The sequence below is a fragment of the Streptomyces sp. NPDC127108 genome, assembly GCF_042677545.1.
GTDB lineage: Bacteria > Actinomycetota > Actinomycetes > Streptomycetales > Streptomycetaceae > Streptomyces.
Window position 1 is genome coordinate 1 of record NZ_JBHXTE010000082.1, and the last position, 22,285, is coordinate 22,285.

General features: G+C 72.1%; 18 protein-coding genes. 6 read left to right on the forward strand and 12 right to left on the reverse strand.

Annotated features, from left to right (window positions below; all coding sequences use genetic code 11):
* The first annotated feature begins 611 nt into the window (after positions 1–611).
* Entirely contained in the window at positions 612–1,649 is a 1,038-nt protein-coding gene (gene trpS / locus ACFVHO_RS39500) for a tryptophan--tRNA ligase (protein ID WP_385725364.1), read from the forward strand.
* Here the strand turns inward: trpS and ACFVHO_RS39505 are convergent.
* Positions 1,577–2,575: a GlxA family transcriptional regulator gene (locus tag ACFVHO_RS39505; RefSeq protein ID WP_385725378.1), complete on the reverse strand. Its 999-nt coding sequence runs from the start codon at positions 2,573–2,575 to the stop codon at positions 1,577–1,579. The two genes, trpS and ACFVHO_RS39505, sit on opposite strands and share 73 nt — an antisense overlap.
* A gap of 185 nt (positions 2,576–2,760) precedes the next feature.
* Between ACFVHO_RS39505 and ACFVHO_RS39510 the strand changes: the two genes are divergently transcribed.
* Positions 2,761–3,345, forward strand: a complete 585-nt coding sequence (locus tag ACFVHO_RS39510) for a cysteine hydrolase family protein (protein WP_385725379.1) — start codon at positions 2,761–2,763, stop codon at positions 3,343–3,345.
* A gap of 206 nt (positions 3,346–3,551) precedes the next feature.
* Here the strand turns inward: ACFVHO_RS39510 and proC are convergent, their stop codons facing one another.
* From proC to ACFVHO_RS39535, 5 genes are all read right to left on the reverse strand, one after another.
* A complete protein-coding gene (proC, locus tag ACFVHO_RS39515) occupies positions 3,552–4,448 on the reverse strand; it encodes a pyrroline-5-carboxylate reductase (protein WP_385725365.1) in 897 nt (298 codons plus the stop codon).
* Between the two features lie 156 nt (positions 4,449–4,604).
* Positions 4,605–5,342, reverse strand: a complete 738-nt coding sequence (locus tag ACFVHO_RS39520) for an ABC transporter permease (RefSeq protein ID WP_385725366.1) — start codon at positions 5,340–5,342, stop codon at positions 4,605–4,607.
* A 61-nt stretch (positions 5,343–5,403) separates the two neighbouring features.
* Positions 5,404–6,216 (reverse strand): ABC transporter ATP-binding protein, encoded by an 813-nt coding sequence (locus ACFVHO_RS39525; RefSeq protein WP_385725367.1) that lies wholly within the window; start codon positions 6,214–6,216, stop codon positions 5,404–5,406.
* 627 nt (positions 6,217–6,843) lie between these two features.
* Positions 6,844–7,872: a methyltransferase domain-containing protein gene (locus tag ACFVHO_RS39530; RefSeq protein ID WP_385725368.1), complete on the reverse strand. Its 1,029-nt coding sequence runs from the start codon at positions 7,870–7,872 to the stop codon at positions 6,844–6,846.
* Between the two features lie 72 nt (positions 7,873–7,944).
* On the reverse strand, positions 7,945–8,409 hold the full coding sequence (locus tag ACFVHO_RS39535) for an EamA/RhaT family transporter (RefSeq protein ID WP_385725380.1): 465 nt from the start codon (positions 8,407–8,409) through the stop codon (positions 7,945–7,947).
* Between the two features lie 390 nt (positions 8,410–8,799).
* Here ACFVHO_RS39535 and ACFVHO_RS39540 point away from each other — a divergent pair, with 390 nt between their 5' ends.
* Positions 8,800–11,121, forward strand: a complete 2,322-nt coding sequence (locus ACFVHO_RS39540; protein WP_385725369.1) for a PQQ-binding-like beta-propeller repeat protein — start codon at positions 8,800–8,802, stop codon at positions 11,119–11,121.
* Positions 11,122–11,321: 200 nt separating this feature from the next.
* Here ACFVHO_RS39540 and ACFVHO_RS39545 read toward each other — a convergent pair whose 3' ends face one another.
* From ACFVHO_RS39545 to ACFVHO_RS39565, 5 genes are all read right to left on the reverse strand, one after another.
* Positions 11,322–11,657 (reverse strand): SH3 domain-containing protein, encoded by a 336-nt coding sequence (locus tag ACFVHO_RS39545; protein WP_385725370.1) that lies wholly within the window; start codon positions 11,655–11,657, stop codon positions 11,322–11,324.
* A gap of 135 nt (positions 11,658–11,792) precedes the next feature.
* A complete protein-coding gene (ilvD, locus tag ACFVHO_RS39550; RefSeq protein WP_385725371.1) occupies positions 11,793–13,646 on the reverse strand; it encodes a dihydroxy-acid dehydratase in 1,854 nt (617 codons plus the stop codon).
* Positions 13,647–13,783: 137 nt separating this feature from the next.
* Positions 13,784–14,410 (reverse strand): TetR family transcriptional regulator, encoded by a 627-nt coding sequence (locus ACFVHO_RS39555; RefSeq protein WP_385725372.1) that lies wholly within the window; start codon positions 14,408–14,410, stop codon positions 13,784–13,786.
* Positions 14,407–15,231, reverse strand: coding sequence for a sugar phosphate isomerase/epimerase family protein (locus ACFVHO_RS39560; protein WP_385725373.1), 825 nt, complete (start codon positions 15,229–15,231; stop codon positions 14,407–14,409). The genes ACFVHO_RS39555 and ACFVHO_RS39560 overlap by 4 nt, the downstream gene beginning before the upstream one ends.
* Before the next feature lie 74 nt (positions 15,232–15,305).
* On the reverse strand, positions 15,306–16,238 hold the full coding sequence (locus ACFVHO_RS39565; RefSeq protein ID WP_385725374.1) for a Ppx/GppA family phosphatase: 933 nt from the start codon (positions 16,236–16,238) through the stop codon (positions 15,306–15,308).
* A gap of 92 nt (positions 16,239–16,330) precedes the next feature.
* On the opposite strand from ACFVHO_RS39565, the gene ACFVHO_RS39570 reads away from it, so the two are divergent.
* Positions 16,331–17,308: a hypothetical protein gene (locus tag ACFVHO_RS39570; RefSeq protein ID WP_385725375.1), complete on the forward strand. Its 978-nt coding sequence runs from the start codon at positions 16,331–16,333 to the stop codon at positions 17,306–17,308.
* A gap of 115 nt (positions 17,309–17,423) precedes the next feature.
* Here ACFVHO_RS39570 and ACFVHO_RS39575 read toward each other — a convergent pair whose 3' ends face one another.
* Entirely contained in the window at positions 17,424–19,235 is a 1,812-nt protein-coding gene (locus ACFVHO_RS39575; RefSeq protein ID WP_385725376.1) for a hypothetical protein, read from the reverse strand.
* Between the two features lie 253 nt (positions 19,236–19,488).
* Between ACFVHO_RS39575 and radA the strand changes: the two genes are divergently transcribed.
* Entirely contained in the window at positions 19,489–20,898 is a 1,410-nt protein-coding gene (radA, locus tag ACFVHO_RS39580; protein ID WP_385725377.1) for a DNA repair protein RadA, read from the forward strand.
* A 91-nt stretch (positions 20,899–20,989) separates the two neighbouring features.
* Positions 20,990–22,114 (forward strand): DNA integrity scanning diadenylate cyclase DisA, encoded by a 1,125-nt coding sequence (gene disA / locus ACFVHO_RS39585; protein WP_030361002.1) that lies wholly within the window; start codon positions 20,990–20,992, stop codon positions 22,112–22,114.
* The last annotated feature ends 171 nt before the right edge of the window (positions 22,115–22,285 follow it).

The following is a 22,285-nucleotide window of genomic DNA, read 5'->3' on the forward strand; positions in this document are numbered from 1 at the left end:
CTTTTGTTCTTGCGTTTCCGACTCTATCAGATCTTTCCGGCTTCCCGTTCCGACCCGATTTCCTCGGTGCTTTCCGGCCTTTCGGCCTTCCGGCGGTGTTGACTCTATCAGATCCTTTCGGGCCTGATTCCCAGTCAACCGGGGTTGTCCTCGCGGCTGTTGGGCCGTTCCGACGAGTGAGACTTTAGCGGAATCTCGGCTCCCGACCTAATCGGGGGCGTCCTTTCGAACGCGGACTCCTCATTTCGCAAAAACGCATGGAAACGAGCCGACAGCGGCCCTTCGAAGAAACGAAGAGGCTGAGTATCGATCGCTTGAATGGTTCTTACGGAATGGCCGCCCGGGGACCGACCAGTGATCGGCGCTCACGTCGGGCAACTCGGAGAACACTACGTTCCGGGTCTGGACGTGTCAACTTCGGGCCTGCCCGCGCTACTGTAGGGACATGACTACGCATGCGCGCACCCATCAGTGGTGGGCCGCCTGACGGCGGCCGAGCTGACGCATGCACTCAACGGCCGCCGCTTCGGCGGCCGTTCGCGTATCTCCCTCCGGAGGTCCTGAACCCGGTCGCCGGGACGGCGGCCCCGTTCTGGAGGTGGAGAGAAGAGATGACGCGGATCTTCAGTGGGGTCAAGCCGACCGGGCATCTGACGCTGGGGAACTACCTGGGGGCCGTCCGGCAGTGGGCGGACGTCGATCAGTACCGGGCCGACGCGCTGTTCTGCGTCGTGGATCTGCACGCGCTGACCGTCGAGCACGACCCCGGGCGGGTGCGCAGGCTCAGTAGGCAGGCGGCGACGCTGCTGCTGGCGTCCGGGCTCGATCCGGAGCGATGCACCGTGTTCGTACAGAGTCATGTGGACGAGCACGCGCGGCTGTCGTATCTGCTGGAGTGCGTCGCCACGGACGGCGAGATGCGGCGGATGATCCAGTACAAGGAGAAATCCGCTGTCGAGCGGGCGCGGGGTGGGAGCGTGCGGCTTTCGCTGCTCACCTATCCGGTGCTGATGGCGGCGGACATCCTGGCGTACGGGGCCGACGAGGTGCCGGTCGGGGACGACCAGACGCAGCACGTCGAGCTGACGCGGGACCTGGCGGTGCGCTTCAACCAGCGGTACGGGCACGCGTTCGCGGTGCCGCGGGCGACGCGGCCGACGGTGGCGGCGCGGGTCATGGATCTGCAGGAGCCGACGTCGAAGATGGGGAAGTCCCATGAGTCGGGGGCCGGGATCGTCTATCTCCTCGACGAGCCGGACGTGGTGCGGAAGAAGATCATGCGCGCTGTGACGGACAGCGGGGGCGAGGTCGTGTACGACCGGGAGGCCCGGCCCGGGGTCTCGAACCTCCTGGAGATCCTCGCGGCTTGTGAAGGTGGGAACCCAAACGGCTTGAGCGGTGTATACGAGTCGTACGGAGCCTTGAAGAAGGACACCGCCGACGCCGTGGTGGAGCTTCTGCGGCCCGTGCGGGAGCGGCACAAGGAACTGGTTGCGGATTCCGCGTATGTGGAGGAGGTGTTGCGGGCCGGGGCTGAGCGGGCGAGGGGGATGGCGAAACCGACGGTCGATGCCGCCTATCGGGCGATCGGGCTGCTGCCTCCCGCGCCGGCGGTGCCCGAGCCGGTGCCGGTGAACGTGGCGCGGTAGGCGCGTGGGCTGGTGGCGAGACGCGAGGCGAAGTGCTGGCGCATCGTGATCTCGCTGCCGAAGCCCGCGCGGCGGGCCACCTCGGGCATGGGCAGGTCGGTGCGTTCGAGGAGCTTCTGCGCGGCGGCGACGCGCTGGTCCAGGAGCCAGCGCAGGGGTGTGGTGCCGGTCGCCGCGGTGAAGTGACGGGCGAACGAACGCGCCGACATGCCCGCCCTGGCGGCCAGGTCGGAGACGGTGAGCGGTTCCTGGAGGTGACGCAGGGCGTATTCACGGACCGTGGCGAGGGCGTCGGCGTCGCGGTCGGCGCGAGGTGTGGGGTGCTCGATGAACTGCGCCTGGCCGCCGGTGCGGAACGGGGCGGTGACCATCGAGCGGGCGATGGTCGCGGCGACTTCCGAGCCGTGGGCCGTGCGGACCAGGTGCAGGCACAGGTCGATGCCGGCCGCGGTGCCCGCGGCGGTCCAGATGTGGTCGTCCTCGATGAAGAGGGCGTCGGGTACGACGGTGACGTGGGGGTGATGGGTTCGCAGGAGGTCGACGAGGTTCCAGTGGGTGATGGCGCGGCGGCCGTCCAGGAGGCCCGCCTGGGCCAGGGTGAAGGCGCCGCCGCACAGGGCCGCGATGGTGATGCCGCGGGTGTGGGCGCGGCGCAGGGCCTCCAGTAGTGGAGGTGGTGCCGGTGTCAGGTGGTCGTCCAGGCCGGGGACGACGATCAGGTCGGTGGCGGTCAGGCGGTTCAGCCAGGCGAGGGTGCGGTCGGGGGTGAGGGTGAGGCCGCCTCGCATGGGGACGGGGTCGGGGGTGGCGGCGACGCGGTGGAGGTCGAAGGGGGGTACGCCGCGGTCGGTGCGGTCGGTGCCCCAGACCTCCGTGATGACGGAGACGTCGAAGGGGCGGATGGCTGGGAAGGAGAGGAGGGCGATGCGTTGGGGGTGGGGGGTGGAGGGCTGTGTGAGGGGTGGGGTGAGGGGTGTTGTGGTGCGGGGTGGGGTGGGAGGTGAGGGGGTGCGGGGTTCTGACACGGTGGCAGTAAACCATCGATCGGTGGCTTTTGTAGGGCTGGGGTGGTGGGGCTCCCGGCGGCAGCATCGTGGGCATGGAGAACGCACTGAACATCGCGGAGAACGCGGCGCTGGTCGTCGTGGACGTACAGAAGGGGTTCGAGGAGGAGGGGTACTGGGGAGCGCGGAACAATCCGGAGGCTGACGACAACATCGCCGCGCTCATCGACGCGTGGCAGGCGACGGGGCGGCCGGTCGTATTCGTACGGCATGACTCGCCGAAGCCGGAGTCGCCGCTGCGGACCGGGTATGTGGGCAACGAGTTCAAGGAGTACGTCGAGCGGCGGCGCGGTAAGGGGGGTGGGGATGAGCTGTTCGTGGCGAAGAGTGTGAACTCGGCGTTCTACGGGACGCCTGATCTGGACGCTTGGCTCAGGGAGGCCGGGGTTTCTCAGATCGTGGTGGCCGGGATTCAGACCAATATGTGTGCGGAGACCACTGCTCGGATGGGTGGGAATCTCGGGTACGAGGTGTTGTTCGCTTATGACGCGACGTACACCTTTGATCTGGTGGGGCCGTTTGGGTGGCGGCGGACGGCTGAGGAGATTGGGCAGGCCTCGGCTGTTTCGTTGCACGGGGGTGGGTTTGCTCGGGTGGTTCGGACGGGGGAGGTTTTGGGGGGTGTGGGGTAGGGGGCGGCCCTTCGGGGTTCCCCAATCCCACCCCTTCCCGGCTGTGTCAATTTGCGGTTCCGCCGCGCGGGGGGGGCTTCGCCCCTGGACCCCCTGGGGGGTGGGTGTCCCCTTCGGGTGGGACGGGCCGCCGCCGAATCGGCGCTCCGCGCCTCGTCCTCAAACGCCGGACGGGCTGAATACTCGCCGGGGCGGGGGCGGTGGGGTTAGGAGTTGTTGCCTGAGGCCAGTTCTCGGCTGCGGTCGCGGGCTGCTTCGAGGGCGGCGATCAGGGCGGCGCGGACTCCGTGGTTTTCGAGTTCGCGGATGGCGTTGATGGTGGTGCCCGCAGGAGAGGTGACGTTCTCGCGGAGCTTGACCGGGTGTTCGCCGCTGTCGCGGAGCATCACCGCCGCGCCGATCGCCGCCTGCACGATGAGGTCGTGAGCCTTGTCGCGCGGGAGGCCGAGGAGGATGCCCGCGTCCGTCATCGCTTCCACCAGGAAGTAGAAGTACGCGGGGCCGGAGCCGGACAGGGCGGTGCACGCGTCCTGTTGGGTCTCCGGGACTCGGAGCGTCTTGCCCACGGCGCCGAAGACGTCCTCCGCGTGGGCCAGGTCCGCGGCCGAGGCGTGGCTGCCGGCGGAGATGACCGACATGCCCTCGTCCACCAGTACCGGGGTGTTCGGCATGACGCGGATGACGGGGGTGTCGTCGGCCAGGCGCTCCTCGATGAACGCCGTGGTGATGCCCGCCGCCGCGCTGATCACGAGCGTGTCGGTGCTGACGTGTGGGGCGAGTTCGGCCAGGAGGGAGGCCATGTCCTGCGGCTTGCAGGCGAGGATCAGGATGTCCGCGCGCTTGGCGGCCTCGGCGTTGGTGAGGGGTTCCACGCCGTAGCGGGTGCGGAGTTCGTCGGCGCGCTCCTGGCGGCGGGCGGTGACCAGGAGGTCCGCGGGGGCTCGGCCGCTGCGGATCATGCCGCTGAGCAGGGCTTCGCCGATCTTGCCGGTGCCGAGGACGGCGACGACCTTCTGGTTCGGCTTGCTCGGCGTCTTCCGCTTGTTCGCGGTGCGCGGCTTGCTCGCGGTCTGCGGCTTGCTCGGCGTGCTCGGCTTGCTCATGGGCGAGGCCCTCCCGGGGTGCGTCGTTCGGGGTCATCCTCGCATCGGGTGGGGGTGGGGTGGGGGGTTGTCCGGTGAGCGGACGGGAGGAAGGGGGGCAGGGAGGGAGGGGGGTGGTGAGCGGGGAGGTATCGGGGGTGGGTGGTGGTTCGGGCTTTAGGGGGTGCGGCGGCGGAGGGTTGCTGCGCCGAGGGTCAGGACCAGGAGGGCGCAGGCCGCGACGATCGCCGTGTCGCGGATGAAGTCGCCCGTGATGTCGGGGTGGCGCAGGACCTCGTTCATGCCGTCGACCGCGTACGACATGGGGAGGACGTTCGAGATCGCCTCCAGGACCGGCTGCATGTTTTCGCGGGGCGTGAACAGGCCGCAGAGGAGCAGCTGCGGGAAGATCACCGCCGGCATGAACTGGACCGCCTGGAACTCGGAGGCCGCGAAGGCCGAGACGAAGAGGCCCAGGGCCGTTCCGAGCAGGGCGTCCAGGAGCGCCACCAGGAGCAGGAGCCACGCGGAGCCCGTCACGTCCAGGCCCAGGGCCCACAGGGCCAGGGCCGTGGCCAGGGCCGACTGGATCACGGCGATGGCGCCGAAGGCCAGTGCGTAGCCCGCGATGAGGTCGCCCTTCGCCAAGGGCATGGCCAGCAGGCGTTCCAGGGTGCCGGAGGTGCGTTCGCGGAGGGTGGCGATCGATGTCACCAGGAACATCGTGATCAGTGGGAAGACGCCCAGGAGGGCCGCGCCGATCGAGTCGAAGGTGCGGGGGCTGCCGTCGAAGACGTAGCGGAGCAGCAGGAGCATCACGCACGGGACGAGGATCATCAGCGCGATGGAGCGGGGGTCGTGGCGGAGTTGGCGTAGGACTCGGGCCGCTGTGGCGAGGGTTCGGTTCGGGTTCATGAGGGCTCCCGGGGGGCGGGGGTTCGAGGGTGGGGGTTTGGGGTTGGTTTTTTTTGGGGGGTTAGGTGGCGTTTGCCTTGTCCACCAGGTGCAGGAAGGCCGCTTCCACCGTTTCCGTGGCTGTGCGGGTGCGCAGGGCCTCGGGGGTGTCGTCCGCGAGGATTTCGCCCTCGCGCATGAGGAGCAGGCGGTGGCAGCGTTCCGCTTCGTCCATGACGTGGGACGACACGAGGATCGTGGTGCCTCTGTCCGTGGCGATGGTGTGGAAGAGGTTCCACAGGTCTCGGCGCAGGACGGGGTCCAGGCCGACTGTGGGCTCGTCGAGGACGAGGAGTTCGGGGGTGCCCAGGAGGGCTACCGCCAGGGATACGCGGTTGCGTTGGCCGCCGGAGAGGTTGGCCGCGAGGGCGTCCGCGTGGGTGGTGAGGTCCACCTCTGTGATGGCTCGGGTTACGTCCTCGTGGCGGCGGGTCGCCGCGGTCGGGCCTGGGGACAGGATCGCGGCGAAGTACTCCAGGTTTTGGCGGACTGTCAGGTCGTCGTAGATCGACGGGTCCTGGGTCACGTAGCCGATTCGGGAGCGGAGGGTGGGGGTGCCTGCCGGGTGGTTCAGGACGTTCAGGGTGCCTGTGACCCTTGCCTGGGTGCCGACGATTGCGCGCATCAGGGTGGACTTGCCGCAGCCTGAGGGGCCCAGGAGGCCGGTGATTTGGCCTCGGGGGACGGTGAAGGTGAGGTCTTTCAGGACTTTTCGGTGGCCTCGGGTGGTGGTGAGGGAGGTGGCTTCGATTGCGGGGGTGGGGGGTGCGGATTGGGGTGCGGTTTGGGGTGGGGCTTCGAGTGGGGTTTGGGGTGGGGGCTCGTTATTCATCATGTGATGATTATGCGGGGTGGAGGGTGGGGGGCGTCAAGGGGTGGGGGCTGTTGTGCGGGGCGGTGGGGGGCCCTGCGGGGCATTCCCCAGTCCCGCCCCTTCCCGAAACCGGGGCTCCGCCCCGGGCCCCGGGGGTGGGTGTCCTGTTGCCGTGGGACGGCCGGGCCCGGTTCGGCCTTCGGCCTCGTCCTCAAACGCCGGACGGGCTGAGATGTGCCAGGGCAAGTCGGGAAGGCGGCCGTGGGACTGGCCTCCGCCGATCGGCGCTTCGCGCCTCGTCCTCAAACGCCGGACGGGCTGAAACTGCCCCGGCGGGGCGTGGGGTGCCCGTCCGGGTACGTGCCCGCGCGGAACTGGGAGTGCCCGCGTGAGCTGGGGATGCCCACGCGGGGCCTGAGATGCCCGCACAGGCTCGGATGCCCGTGCGGGCCGGGGATGCCCCCTACGAGGCTGGGGTGCCCGTACAGGCTGGGGCGCCCATGCAGGGCTGAGGTGCCGGCACAGGCCAGGGGTGCCCATGCAGGACTGGAATGCCCGCACAGGCTCGGATGCCCGTGCGGGCCCAGGGGTGCCCATGCAGGGCTGGGATGCCCGCACAGGGTGGAGTGCCCTTGTAGGGCCTGAGCGTTAGTGGGGAGTGGGGGGTTTGCGTGTGAGGGTGATGTCCAGTGCGTAGGCCTCTTCCACCCACTCGTCGGGGAAGGTCTTGAGCAGGTGGGTTCGTTCGTCCGACAGGATCGGGGCCGAGCGTTCCGGGCCCAGGTCCGCGAAATAGGAGCGGCTGCCCAGGTGGGCCAGGTGGACGGACAGGGGGATTCGGCGGGTCCAGCGCAGGCGGCGGTGGGTCGGGGTCAAGCCCGGGGTCACCGCCTCGATCGCCGCCACCGCGTCGCTGCTGATGCCGCTCGCGTGGTACCCGGGCAGCCGCGCCTTCAGGCGGGCCTCCTGCTCCGCCGCCCACGCGACCTCCGGGTCCGGCGTGTTCCACCACACCGCGAGCGCGCCGCCGGGGCGCAGTACGCGCAGTGCCTCCGGTATCGAGTTCGCCGGGTCCGTCCAGTGGAAGGCCTGGGCGTACGTGATGAAGTCCGCCGACTCGTCCGCCAGCGGCAACGCGTCCCCCACCGCACGCAGCAGCGGGACGTCCGGCAGCGCCGCCCGTAGCTGTGCGCCCATGCCCGGGCCGGGCTCCACCGCGATCACCTGCGCCCCGCGGTCCCGCAGCAGTCGGGTGGCGATGCCCGTGCCCGCACCCACGTCCACCGCCGTGGCCCCCACCAGGGCGCGTTCCGCCAGCTCCTCGATCGTGGTGAAGAGCTCGGGTGGGTAGCTGGGGCGGGCCGCCGCGTACTGGGTCGCCACCGTGTCGAAGGAGAGGGCGAAGGTGCGGGGGCCGCCCGGGGTCGAGCGCGCATCCGGGTTCGGGTTGGAGCTCGGGGTCGGGCCCGCATCCAAGTTCGAGTTCGGGCCTGGGGTCGAGCCCGCATCCAGGCTCGGGTTCGGGTTTGAGCGCGCATCCAGGCTCGGGGTCGCGTGCACGTCCGGGCTCGGGGTCGCGTGCACGTCCGGGCTCGGGGTCGCGTGCACGTCCGGGCTCGGGGTCGAAGTCGGGCGCACGTCCGGGCTCAGGTTCGGGTGGTCCTCAGGGCTCGGCATGGGGTCATCCTTGCCTCCGTGCCCGACCCGTCGCCGGGGTTCCGGGGACTTCGTCCCCGGGGGTCCGCCCCGCTACTTCCGGCGCTTCCGCTTCGACGGGTTCTTCGTCCTGCGCGACGTCCGCTTCTCGTACTGCTCCCGCGCCGTCTCGTACTCCTCCCGGTGCAGCTTCTCGCCGGGGGCCTCCTTCAGGGTGCGGAAGAAGTACGCGAGGAGGGAGCCTACGAAGCCGATCATCATCAGGCTGCGCATCGATGCCACCGACTGCGGGTCGTGGCGCTTGGTGAAGCCCTCCCACGTGCGCCGGAACGCGATCGCGCTGCAGATCGCGAACATGATCACCACGAGGAGGTTCACGAACGCGCCCACCTCCGCGATCTCCAGGCCCTGGTACGCGAAGCGCAGCACGAGGCAGCCCGCGACAGCCGCGGCCAGCGAGCCGACCGCGACGCCCGCGCGGCGCAGGCCGTAGCGGTCCGTGTGGTCGACCCAGCTCGTGCCGAAGAAGCGGATGGCCTCGGGCCGGGGCCCCGGCACGGTGCCCTCGGCCGACGGCGCGGACGATGACTCGGACGACGGCTCGGTCGAAAGCTCGGTACGGGGTTCGTCACCCGGTTCGTCACGCCGTTGGTCACGCGGTTGGTCACTCACGCGTCGATTATCGCCCGGGCAGGCCGCCAGCCCGCTCACCCCCGTCCGACGGATACCCACCAAGCCTGTCCGGCATTTGAGGACGAGGCGCGGAGCGCCGACAGCGGGGGAACGGGGCGCAGCCCCATAGTCCCCCCACGCCGACCACGCCCGGTCAAGGCCCAGGGGCCAGGCCACGCCGAAGACGTCACCCGCCTTGCCTAGCCCACGCCCCCGGCCGCTAGTTTGTGCGGACAGGCATGACGCACGGGGGACGACCGGAACGGAGGTCGAAAGGTGTCGCTCCGCTCAGGGGATCCTGAGGAGATCGGTGGCTACCCGGTCGAGGCCCGCCTCGGCGCGGGCGGCATGGGCACCGTGTTCCTCGGGCGTACGGCGTCGGGGCGACCGGTCGCGATCAAGCTGATCCACCAGCAGTTCGCGGACGACGACGAGTTCCGCATCCGGTTCCGGCAGGAGGTCGCCGCGGCGCGCCGGGTCAGCGGCGCGTTCACCGCCGCGGTCGTCGACGCCGACCCCGAGGGTCCGCACCCGTGGATGGCCACCTCGTACATAGAGGGCCCGACGCTCGCGCAGCGCATCGCGCGCCGCGGGCCGATCGACGGCGCCGAGCTGCGTTCCCTCGCCATCGGGCTCGCCGAGGCGCTGCGCGACATCCACCGCGCCGACGTCGTCCACCGTGACCTGAAGCCCTCCAACGTGGTCCTTTCGCAGGAAGGGCCGCGCGTCATCGACTTCGGCATCTCGCGCGCGGCCGACCAGCAGACGCTGACCATGACGGGGCGCGTGATCGGCACGCCGCCGTTCATGTCGCCGGAGCAGTTGCAGAACCCGCGCGGCGTCGGTCCGTCCTCGGACGTCTTCTCGCTGGCCACACTGCTGGTGTACGCGTCCACGGGGCAGGGGCCCTTCGACGCGGACTCCCCTTATATGACGGCCTACCAGGTCGTCCACGAGCCGCCCGCCCTCGGCGACGTACCGCATGCCCTGCGCACCGCCGTCGAGCCCTGCCTCACCAAGGACCCGGCCGCCCGGCCCTCCGTCGACGAACTCCTCGTCCTGCTGCGCGACCTGCCCGCCGACCTGGAGGTCGTCGCGGGCGGCGGGCGCACCCGGGACGTCCGGACGCAGCATCATCTGTCCCGGGACACGGGCGGGGGGCGTGACACGGGCGGGGGGCGTGACACGGGTGAGGGGCGTGACACCCGCGGGCCGGACGACACCTCCGGGAGCGCCTCCGGGACGGCCTCCGGGGCCGCTTCCGGCGCGGGCACCGGCACAGAGGGAGCCCACCCGGCCCCCTCCCCCACCCGCCCCCGTCGCCGCCGGCGCCCCGTCCTCGCCGCCGTCGCCGCCATCGCTGTCCTCGGCGCGGGCCTCGCCCTCGTCAGCCGGTCCTCGGACGACGGCTCGGACGCCAAGCGGGACGACAAGGGCCGCAACGTGGCCGCGACGAGTCCGGCCCTGCCCGACGGCTTCCGGCCGTGGCGGCAGGACGTACCGGCCGGAACGGCGAAGGTTCCCGACGAGGTGCGCTGTCTGCCGCACGGCGACTCCGTGTACTGCGGGGGCGGCGGCTCCGTCGCCACCCGCGTCCGGGTCGCCGACGGCAAGCGGCTGTGGACCGTGGGCGGGCCGGGCGTTCCGGTCCAGGACACCTCCCTCGCCGGGCTCGCGGGCGGCGGGCGCACCGTCGTCGGCTACCGCTTCGCCGCCGAGGGGGCGGGGCCCGACGAGGTGGTCGCCCTCGACGCCGAGCGCGGCAAGGAGCTGTGGTCCGCGCCGTTCGGCGCCCGGTCCACGTCCGTCGCGGGCCCCGGCGCCGCGGACGCCGCGGTGGTCGGGTCGACCGTGCTGACGGCCGACCCGGACGGCACCCGGATCGAGGGCAGGGACGCCCGTTCCGGCCGGAGTCTGTGGACGGTCCCGTTCCCCGCGGGCAGCCAGTGCGCGCCGCTCGGCGCGGGCGGTCGCGCGTACGTGATGTGCGTGCCGAAGGCGGAGCTCGCCGCCGGTCTCGCGCGGCGGGCCACGGTCCGCGCCGTCGACCCGGTCTCGGGCGAGCCCGGGCGGGCCGTCACCCTGAACGGTCCCGTCCAGCCGCTCGGCGCGCTGGACGGGCGGCTCGTCCTGGTGCGGCAGCGGGCGGGCGAGGAGGTCGGCGTCGTCGTGTACGACGCGGTGCTCCGCCTGGACGCGGCGCGCGGCAAGGTGACGACGGCCCGGCTGGCCAAGGCGTACGGCGGGTCGCCCCTGCTGGTCGGCCACGCGGTGTACTTCACGGAGCAGAGCGGACGGGTCAGCGCGGTCGACGCCGGGTCCGGCCGGCTCAGGTGGGCCCGGCACACGGGTGTCGAGGGCGCGGCGGGGCCGAGCGCCGGGCCGGGCGCGCTGTACTTCGGTTCGAGCGGCGGCCGGGTCGCCGCGCTCGCCCCGCGCGACGGCCGCCGCCTCTGGTCCACCGACCCGAAGATCAACGGTGACGGCGGCCTGCGCACGGGCCCCCGCGTGGCGCTCGCGGGGCGGGTGGCGGTGGTGTCGGGGTCGGGCAACCTGCTGTACGCCTTCGACACGGCGAAGCCGCCGAAGTCGGGCTGAGGGGTTCTGCCCCCGGGGGCTTCGGGGGCGCTCAGAGGTCTTTCCGGCTGCGCTCAGGGGTCTCTCCCCCCGGGACCGGCGTCCCACAGCGAAGCCGCCGAAGCCCGGATCCCCCGGACCTCGGCGGCTTCATGCCGTTGGCGGTCGCCGCGTCTCAGCGATACGACGTACAGCGATACGACGTCCAGCGGTACGACGCCTCAGCAGCGCGGCGCCACGTACCCGTTGCTCCCCGTCCGCACATACGTGTCCGACACATACCGGCCGTTGCCGATCTTGTCCCATATCTTCGATGTGCCGGTCGGGCCCGTGACCGTCTCACCGGGCCGCTGGCAGCTGATGGAGACGCGGCTGCCCGCCTGGACGCGGCCGACCTTGGCGTAGGAAGTGCCCGGGCCCGAGCGGACGTTGACGTCCGCGGCGACGGGGTAGCTCCGGGCCGCCGCGGCCTCGGCGCCGACCTCGGCGATGTCGGTCCCCTCAGGCTCGGCAGCCCCTACTGCCCCAGCCGTCACCGTCAGTTCCTCACTGCTCATCCTGCTACCCCATATCCCCCGTGGAACGGGCGGCGCGGGCCGCCCATGGCATGTACCTCACACCATAGACGCGCCCGCGCATCACACCAGTTGCAGGACAAAGCAGGACAGTCCCCCACCGGCCCCGGCAGGGCGTCAGCCCAGCTTCGACACGTCCCGCACCGCGCCCTTGTCGGCGCTGGTCGCCATCGCCGCGTACGCCCGCAGCGCCTGGGAGACCTTCCGCTCGCGGGACTTGGGGGCGTACACGCCGCCCAGGGCCTCGCGCCGGCGGTCCAGTTCGGCGTCGTCCACGAGCAGCTCGATCGAGCGGTTCGGGATGTCGATGCGGATGCGGTCGCCGTCCTCGACGAGGGCGATCGTGCCGCCGGAGGCCGCCTCGGGGGACGCGTGGCCGATGGACAGGCCCGACGTGCCGCCGGAGAAGCGGCCGTCGGTGACGAGCGCGCAGGCCTTGCCGAGGCCGCGGCCCTTCAGGAAGGACGTGGGGTAGAGCATCTCCTGCATGCCGGGGCCGCCCTTGGGGCCCTCGTAGCGGATGACGACGACGTCGCCCTCGACGACCTTCTTGTTGAGGATCTTCTCGACGGCCTCCTCCTGCGATTCGCAGACGACCGCGGGGCCCTCGAACGTCCAGATCGACTCGTCGACGCCCGCCGTCTTCACGACACAGCCGTCGACCGCCAGATTGCCCTTGAGGACGCCGAGCCCGCCGTCCTGGGAGTAGGCGTGCGCGACGTCGCGGATGCAGCCGTTCGCCGCGTCCGTGTCGAGGGTGTCCCAGCGCTCGGACTGCGAGAAGGCCTCGGCGGAGCGCACGCAGCCGGGGGCCGCGTGCCACAGCTCGACGGCCTCGGCGGACGCGGAGCCGCCGCGGATGTCCCAGGCGTCCAGCCACTCCTTGACGGAGGCGGAGTGGACCGTGTGCACATCCTCGTTGAGCAGCCCGCCCCGGTACAGCTCGCCGAGGATCGCCGGGATGCCGCCCGCGCGGTGCACGTCCTCCATGTAGTACGTCGTGGTCGGCGCGACGTTCGGCGCGACCTTCGCCAGGCACGGGACGCGGCGCGAGACGGCGTCGATGTCGTTCAGGTCGTACCCGGCCTCGGCCTCCTGGGCCGCGGCGAGGAGGTGCAGGATCGTGTTCGTGGAGCCGCCCATGGCGATGTCCAGGGCCATGGCGTTCTCGAAGGCCGCGTGGGTGGCGATGTTGCGCGGCAGGACGGAGGCGTCGTCGCCCTCGTAGTACCGCTTGGTCAGCTCGACGACCGTGGCGCCCGCGCGCTCGTACAGCGCCTTGCGGGCCGTGTGCGTGGCGAGGACCGAGCCGTTGCCCGGCAGGGACAGGCCGATGGCCTCGGTCAGGCAGTTCATGGAGTTGGCGGTGAACATGCCGGAACAGGAGCCGCAGGTCGGGCAGGCGTTCTCCTCGATGCGGAGGATGTCCTCGTCCGAGACGTTCTCGTTGACCGCGTCGCTGATCGCGTTGATCAGGTCGAGTTTTCGGACCGTGCCGTCGACCAGGGTGGTCTTGCCCGCCTCCATGGGGCCGCCGGAGACGAAGACCGTCGGGATGTTCAGGCGCAGGGCCGCCATCAGCATGCCGGGGGTGATCTTGTCGCAGTTGGAGATGCAGATCAGCGCGTCCGCGCAGTGCGCCTCCACCATGTACTCGACGGAGTCGGCGATCAGGTCGCGGGACGGCAGCGAGTACAGCATGCCGCCGTGGCCCATCGCGATGCCGTCGTCCACGGCGATCGTGTTGAACTCGCGCGGGATGCCGCCCGCCTCCCGCACGGCCTCGCTCACGATCCGGCCGACGGGGGCCAGGTGCGTGTGGCCGGGCACGAACTCGGTGAAGGAGTTGGCGACGGCGATGATCGGCTTCCGGCCGATGTCCGCGCCCGGTACCCCGGAGGCCCGCATAAGGGCGCGCGCGCCCGCCATGTTGCGGCCGTGGGTGACTGTGCGGGACCTCAGCTCGGGCATCGTCGCTCGCTCCTCAAGAGTCATGCTTCGGGGCATGTGTGACTACGGCCGAGCGTACGCCGCCGATCCAAGATCCGGACAGGGTGTCCGGATGGCGGGACGGCTGTCTCACTGGCGGGAAGCCCTCGACGTACCGGCTACGGCCCGGTCAGATGCCCCTGCACCACCGGCGCCAGCCGCGCCACGATCTGCTCCACGTCCGCCGACGCCAGCGGCTCGACCTGGATGACGTACCGCAGCATCGCCGTCCCCACCAGCTGCGCCGCCGCAAGATCGGCACGCAGTTCGGCGTCGGGCAGGTCGAGGCGCTCGGCGATGCGGGCCAGGAGCTGGGTGGAGATCAGGCGGCGGAAGACCGCGGCGGCCGTTTCGTTGTTGACGGCGGAGCGGACGATCGCGAGGAGCGGCGTCCGGGTCTTCGGGTCCTCCCAGACACCGAGGATGAAGCGGGCCAAGCGCTCCCCGACGTCGTCGAGCGGGCCCTCGGCGACGGCGGTGGGCGCCGCGAGGGCGGGGGCGAAGGCCACCTCGATGGCGGCGGCGAAGACCTGCTCCTTCGTACCGAAGTAGTGGTGCACGAGGGCCGAGTCCACGCCCGCCGCCTTGGCGATGGAGCGTACGGACGCCTTCTCGTACCCGCGCTCGGAGAACTGTTCGCGGGCCGCGTCCAGGATCACCTCGCGCATGGCGGGGCCCTGCTCGGCCTGGGTGCGGGAGGGGCGGCCCCGGCGCCGGGGCGCGGGGGTGGTGCTCTCGCCGGTCACGATCGCGGCACCTTCACGGCCGACGCCAGGTGCAGGCGTGTGAAGGCGAGCGCCTCGGCGAGGTCGGCCTCGCGCTCGGCGCTGGACATGGCGCGCCGGGTGTTGACCTCGATCACGACGTGGCCGTCGAAGCCGCTGGTCGCGAGGCGTTCGAGGAGTTCGGCGCAGGGCTGGGTGCCGCGTCCGGGCACCAGGTGCTCGTCCTTCGCGGAGCCCTTGCCGTCGGCGAGGTGGACGTGGCCGAGCCGGTCGCCCATGCGGTCGACCATCTGGAGGGCGTCGACGCGGGAGGTCGCGGTGTGCGACAGGTCGATCGTGAAGTGGCGGTAGTCGTCCTTGGTGACGTCCCAGTCGGGGGCGTACGCGAGCATCTCGCGGTCGCGGTACCGCCAGGGGTACATGTTCTCCACGGCGAACCGCACGTCCGTCTCGTCGGCCATGCGCCAGATGCCCTCGACGAAGTCGCGGGCGTAGCCGCGCTGCCAGCGGAACGGCGGGTGCACGACGACCGTCGACGCGTCCAGCTTCTCGGCGGCGGCGCGGGCGCGCTGGAGCTTCACCCAGGGGTCGGTGGACCAGACCCGCTGGGTGATCAGCAGGCAGGGGGCGTGCACGGCGAGGACGGGGATCTGGTGGTAGTCGCTGAGGCGGCGCAGGGCCTCGATGTCCTGGCTGACGGGGTCCGTCCACACCATGACCTCGACGCCGTCGTACCCGAGGCGTGCCGCTATCTCGAAGGCCGTCGCCGTCGACTCCGGGTACACGGAGGCCGTCGACAGGGCGACCTTCGCATCCGGGATGCGCACGACTGGATCCACCACGGGGACAGCGTACGGGGTGCCCCCGGCGGCGGGGCCCGGGTGGTGGGGCTTCGGCCGGGGAGGGCCCGCGTACGTCAACTCGTCGGCAGGTGGTCCAGGCGGCGCAGGATCACGCCCTCCCGCAGCGCCCACGGGCAGACCTCCACGGACTCCACGCCGAAGAGGTCCATCACGCCCTCGGCGACGAGCGCACCGGCGAGCAGCTGTCCGGCCCGCCCCTCGGACACCCCGGGCAGCTCGGCCCGCTCGGCGGCGGTCATGGCGGCGAGCTGCGGCACCCAGTCCTCCAGGGACTTGCGCTTCAGTTCCCGCTGTACGTAGAGGCCCTCCGTGGACCGCGCGGCGCCCGCGAGCCGGGCCAGCTGCTTGAACGTCTTCGAGGTCGCGACGACGTGGTCGGGGCTGCCGAAGCGGCTGAACTCGCCGACGGTGCGGGCGATCTGGGCGCGGACGTGACGGCGCAGGGCGCGCACGTCGGCCGGGTCGGCCGGGTCGCTGGGCAGCCAGGCGGCGGTCAGGCGTCCGGCGCCGAGCGGCAGGCTGGCCGCGGCGTCGGGCTCCTCGTCGATGCCGTACGCGATCTCCAGGGAGCCGCCGCCGATGTCGAGGACGAGGAGCTTGCCCGCGGACCAGCCGAACCAGCGGCGGGCGGCGAGGAAGGTCAGCCGCGCCTCCTCCGTGCCGGTGAGGACCTGCAGGTCGACGCCGGTCTCGGCGCGGACGCGGGCGAGCACGTCGTCGGCGTTGGTCGCCTCCCGTACGGCCGAGGTGGCGAACGGAAGGAGGTCTTCGACGCCCTTGTCCTCCGCGGCCTGGAGAGCGTCACGCAGCGTGGCGACGAGCAGATCGACGCCTTCGGGGCCGATGGCACCCGCCTCGTCGAGGAGTTGGGCAAGCCGCAGGTCGGCCTTGTGGGAGTGCGCGGGCAGCGGTCGCGCGCCGGGGTGGGCGTCCACCACCAGCAGATGCACCGTGTTCGAACCCACGTCGAGGACACCGAGTCTCATGTACGGAACGCTACTGCGCCCGGGGCCGCTCTCGGCGTCCGGGCGGGCGTGACTGGTCTCCGCGGGCACACGGGCGCGCATACCCTGGAGACGTGCCAAAGACGAAAAAGGCGAAGTCCGACAAATCGAAGTCGTCGCAGTCATCGGAGTCCTCGAAGTCGGAGAAGGCCGAGCGGGCCGAGAAGACAGCCAAGGCCGAGAAGGCCGAGCGGAAGGCCAAGGAGGCCAGGAAGGCCGAGAAGGCGAAGAAGGCCGGGAAGGCCGCGAAGGCCGCCGGGGCCGGGACCTCCGGAGCCGGCGCGGTCCAGGACGAGCAGGGTCTGGACTTCGCGCGCGCCTGGGTGGAGTTCCCCGACCCGGCGGACGACGAGCAGGTCTTCCGCTGCGACCTGACCTGGCTCACCTCCCGCTGGAACTGCGTCTTCGGCAGCGGCTGCCAGGGCATCAAGGCCGGCCGCGCCGACGACGGCTGCTGCACTCTGGGTGCCCATTTCTCCGACGAGGACGACGAAAAGCGGGTCGCGGGTTACGTGGCGCGGCTCACGCCGGACATCTGGCAGCACCACGACGTGGGCACCGCGTCGGGCTGGGTCTCTCAGGACGAGGACGGCGAGCGCCAGACCCGGCCGTACAACGGCTCGTGCATCTTCCAGAACCGGCCCGGGTTCGCGGGCGGCGCGGGCTGCTCGCTGCACATCCTGGCGTTGAAGGAGGGGCGCGAGCCGCTGGAGACGAAGCCGGATGTCTGCTGGCAGCTGCCGGTGCGCAGGACCTTCGAGTGGATCGAGCGGCCCGACGACACGAAGGTCCTTCAGGTGTCCATCGGGGAGTACGACCGCCGGGGCTGGGGCCCCGGAGGCCACGATCTGCACTGGTGGTGCACGTCGGCGACCTCGGCGCACGGTGCGGGTGACCCGGTGTACGTGTCCTATCGGCCCGAGCTGATCGAGCTCATGGGTAAGGCGGGGTACGACCAGCTGGTCGAGCTGTGTGAGGCGCGGCTTGCCTCTCAGCTGCCCATGGTCGCTCCGCATCCTGCGGATCCGGTGGGTACGCCGACTCGCCGTTGAGCGATTCGCCGGGGGGGGCGGGTGCGGGTAGTCGGTGGCTGGTCGCGCCCACGCGGCGGAGCCGCAAGATGTCACAGCCCCGCGCCCCTTCGGGGCACTCCCCCCTCCGTTGCGCTCAGCCCTGGCCCGGGTCGCCGCCCGGTGGGGGTGTCGTCGGGGCCGGGTCCGTGGGGGTCGGGGAAGGGTCCGGGGGCGCCGAGGTGGTCGGAGTGGGGTCCGGGTCGGGTTGTGTGGGTGTGGGGTTGCCCTGGGTGGGGGTCGGGTCCGGGTCGGACGGGCCCGGGCGGGTTGCCGTCGGGCGGGGGCCCGGGTTGCCGGGGCGGTTCGGCGTGGTGGGACTGCCGTAGCCCTCGATGGAGATGACGGCTCCGGTGGGGGCGATGGTGACGCGGGCGCTCCAGTGCCCTGCGGGCTCGCGGTCGTCGTCCACGTACACCCTGATCGTCACGGACTCGCCGGGCGAGAGCGTCCCCGAGGACTGGCTGAGGGCGAGCCAGGACGCCCCGGTGCTCGCCGACCAGCGGACCGGTGAACTGCCGCCGCCCGTCAGCGTGATGAGCGTGACACCGCCGTGCGAGCGGGCCTGGACGCCGATGCGTCCGGCGCCGGGTCCTGAGCCCGCGGGTCCGCCGGGGCTGATGACCTCCACGGAGACACCGGGGCCGCCGCGGCCGTCGCGGAAGCGGTCGGGGGTGGTGCGGGCGTTGCCCGCGTTCTCGTAGTCCTCCCGGCCCCGGGGGCCGCGCCCGCCGGGCCCGTCGTCGGCCTCGGCGGCGCTCGCGGAGCGGCCGTCGCGGCCCTCGCCGGTGAGGGGCGCGCCGCGGTAGGCCGCCCAGAGGGCGAGGACGGGGGCGGCGACGACGGTGGCGACGACCGTGGTGGTGACGGCACGCGCGCGCAGGCGTTCACGGCGGGCGGCGTGGTCCTTGGGGTCCATCGGGAAGCCGCGCCGGTCGAAGCGGGGGCCGCCGCCGCGGGTCCTGTTCTTGGCGCGCGGGGTGTGGGCCATGGCGTGGTGCAGGGCCGCGCGCGGGGCGGAGACGACGGGCAGCGCGGCCGGGGTGACGGCGGTGCCGGGCCAGGCGCTCGAGCCCGTGCGTTCGGCGGTGCGGCGGCACTGCGGACAGTCGTCGACGTGCCGGACGAGCTCGCGGCGCAGGGCGGTGCCGAGCAGGACCTGGTTGTCGCCGGTGAGGCGGGCCACGATCGGACAGGTGCCGGTCTCGACGACGGCGAGGGCCGCGCGGGTGCGCTCCACCTCGCAGGCGGCGGAGGCCAGCAGGTCACGGGCGGCGGCCGGGTCGAGGCCGAGGACGGCGGCGACCTCCTTGGCCGAGAGCCGGTGCCGGACGGCGAGCTCCAGGGCCTCGCGCTGCTCGGGCGTGGTCCCGGCGGCCTCGGGCCAGGCGAGCTGGGCCAGTTCGCGGCGGCGGGCGCGGGCGGTCTCGTCCACGGGGGCGGCGGGGGCCGCCGGGGCTCCGGGGGCGGCGGGGGCCTGGGCGGCGGACCCGACGGCCTGGGCGGCGGGCGACGCGGGGCCCTGCGCCGCGGCGGACGCGCTCGCTCCGGCCTGGTCGCCCCCGGCCGAACCGCCCCCGGACGGCGCTCCGTGGCGGCCGCGCTGCTTGGCCTCGGCGAGGGCGCGCAGGCACATCCAGCGGGCGAGCGCGTACAGCCACGCACGGGTGTCGCCGTCGGGCCGGGCGCCGCGCCGCTCGGCCAGCACGAGGACGTCGCCGAGCGCGGCGGTCGCCGCGTCGTGGTCGCACAGCACCGACAGGCAGTACGTGAACAGGCCGTCCAGGAACGGTTCGTAGTGCGCGGGTGGCGACTGGGCGACCGTGCGCGGCACCACACGCTTGCGGGCGCCCGGATGCGCCCGGTGCGCGCCGGTGGTGTACGTGGGGGTTTCCGGGCTGCTGCTCATCACCCGTGCGAAGTTAGGCGCATGATGCAGGCGCCTTCCTCCCCCTTCAGCACATTTAATCCTTACGGGTGAACAGATCCCTCAAAAGGGGACAGGAAGCCACGATTCCGTTGCCTGTTCGAGAGGTAAGGAGTCTGGGTGACCTGCGGCGCCCGGAGCCGTCGGCGGGCTGTCGGCGGGCTGCCGGCTGGCACGGCCCACGCTGCTGGCCGGTGCCGCCTGCGATGTCAGTGGTGGCGGCTACGGTTCGTGCATGGCTGCCCGTACGAAATCCAGTAAGGACCGGCCGTCCTACCGCTGCACCGAGTGCGGCTGGCAGACGGCCAAGTGGCTCGGCCGCTGCCCCGAGTGCCAGGCGTGGGGCACGGTCGAGGAGTACGGCGCGCCCGCGGTGCGCACGACGACGCCAGGCCGTGTCACCTCCTCCGCGGTGCCCATCGGCGAGGTCGACGTCCGCCGCGCCACCGCCCGCTCCACCGGCGTGCCCGAGCTGGACCGCGTCCTCGGCGGCGGCCTGGTGCCGGGCGCCGTGGTGCTGCTCGCGGGCGAGCCGGGCGTCGGCAAGTCCACGCTGCTGCTCGACGTCGCGGCGAAGGCGGCCACGGACGACCACCGCACGCTCTACGTCACCGGTGAGGAGTCGGCCAGCCAGGTCCGCCTGCGCGCCGACCGCATCAGCGCCATCGCGGACCACCTGTACCTGGCCGCGGAGACCGATCTGGCCGCCGTCCTCGGCCACTTGGACGCGGTCAAGCCCTCGCTGCTGATCCTGGACTCGGTGCAGACGGTCGCCTCGCCGGAGATCGACGGCGCGCCCGGCGGCATGGCGCAGGTCCGTGAGGTCGCGGGCGCCCTGATCCGCGCGTCCAAGGAACGCGGCATGTCCACGCTCCTGGTCGGCCACGTCACCAAGGACGGCGCCATCGCGGGCCCGCGCCTCCTGGAGCACCTGGTCGACGTGGTGCTGCACTTCGAGGGCGACCGGCACGCCCGCCTGCGCCTGGTCCGCGGCGTGAAGAACCGGTACGGGACGACGGACGAGGTCGGCTGCTTCGAGCTGCACGACGAGGGCATCACCGGCCTGGCCGACCCCTCCGGCCTGTTCCTGACCCGCCGCGACGAGCCGGTCCCCGGCACCTGTCTGACGGTGACCCTGGAGGGCCGCCGCCCTCTGGTCGCCGAGGTGCAGGCGCTCACCGTCGACTCGCAGATCCCCTCGCCGCGCCGCACCACGTCCGGCCTGGAGACGTCCCGCGTGTCGATGATGCTGGCGGTCCTGGAGCAGCGCGGCCGCATCAGCGCCCTCGGCAAGCGCGACATCTACAGCGCCACGGTCGGCGGCGTGAAGCTGTCGGAGCCCGCCGCCGACCTCGCCGTGGCGCTCGCCCTCGCCAGCGCCGCGAGCGACACTCCGCTGCCGAAGAACCTCGTCGCGATCGGCGAGGTCGGTCTCGCGGGCGAGGTCAGACGGGTCACCGGCGTGCAGCGCAGACTGGCCGAGGCGCACCGTCTGGGCTTCACGCACGCGCTCGTGCCGGCCGATCCGGGCAAGGTCCCGCCCGGTATGAAGGTCACCGAAGTCGCCGACATGGGCGACGCGCTGCGCGTCCTTCCGAGATCGCGTCGTCAAGAGGCCCCACGCCAGGAGCAGGAGCGCCGGTAGACTTTGCCCTGGTCTCGCCCATCCGTACGAAGCAAGGCGCGTCGAAGGCGTGTGGGGGAGGGCTTGGACAACCTGCGACCGGAGGAGTGCAGTGGCAGCCAACGACCGGGCAGCGGTTCCCGGCAAGCCCGGTGGAGGCTCCGGTGCCGACGGGTTGATGCGCGCCTCCCTGAGCGCGGTCGCGCCGGGCACGGCCCTGCGCGACGGCCTGGAGCGGATCCTCAGAGGCAACACGGGCGGGCTCATCGTGCTCGGCTCGGACAAGACCGTCGAGTCGATGTGCACGGGCGGCTTCGTCCTCGACGTCGAGTTCACCGCCACGCGCCTGCGTGAGCTGTGCAAGCTCGACGGCGGCATCGTGCTCGACAAGGACATCACGAAGATCCTGCGTGCGGGCGTGCAGTTGGTCCCGGACCCGACCATCCCCACGGAGGAGACGGGCACCCGGCACCGCACGGCGGACCGGGTCAGCAAGCAGGTCGGCTTCCCCGTCGTGTCGGTCTCGCAGTCGATGCGCCTGATCGCGCTCTACGTGGACGGCCAGCGCCGCGTCCTGGAGGACTCGGCGGCGATCCTGTCACGTGCCAACCAGGCCCTCGCCACCCTGGAGCGGTACAAGCTCCGCCTCGACGAGGTCGCGGGCACGCTGTCCGCCCTGGAGATCGAGGACTTGGTGACGGTCCGGGACGTCACCGCGGTCGCCCAGCGCCTGGAGATGGTGCGGCGCATCGCCAAGGAGATCGCCGAGTACGTGGTCGAACTGGGCACGGACGGCCGCCTCCTGACCCTCCAGCTCGACGAGCTGATCGCGGGCGTGGAGCCCGAGCGCGAGCTGGTCGTGCGGGACTACGTGCCGGAGCCCACCGCCAAGCGTTCGCGCACCGTGGACGAGGCGCTGGCCGAGCTGGACTCCCTCACCCACGCCGAGCTGCTCGAACTGCCCACAGTGGCACGGGCGTTGGGGTACACGGGCTCGCCCGAGACCCTCGACTCCGCGGTGTCGCCGCGCGGCTTCCGGCTGCTCGCGAAGGTGCCCCGGCTGCCCGGCGCCATCATCGACCGGCTCGTCGAGCACTTCGGCGGCCTGCAGAAGCTGCTCGCCGCGAGCGTGGACGACCTCCAGACGGTGGACGGCGTCGGCGAGGCGCGGGCGCGGAGCGTCCGCGAGGGGCTCTCGCGGCTGGCGGAGTCGTCGATCCTCGAGCGGTACGTGTAGCCGTCCGGCCCGGTTCGCGGCGGGCCCCGGCCCGCACCCGCGGGCGGAAGGCACCCACGGGTGGGGGGAGCTCCGCCCTAGGTTCTGTCCGGCGGATCATGGTCGGAGCCAGAGTCTGATTGCTGCGGTGGTGACGGTGCCGTGGAAGACGTAGGCCCTCTTGTCGTACCG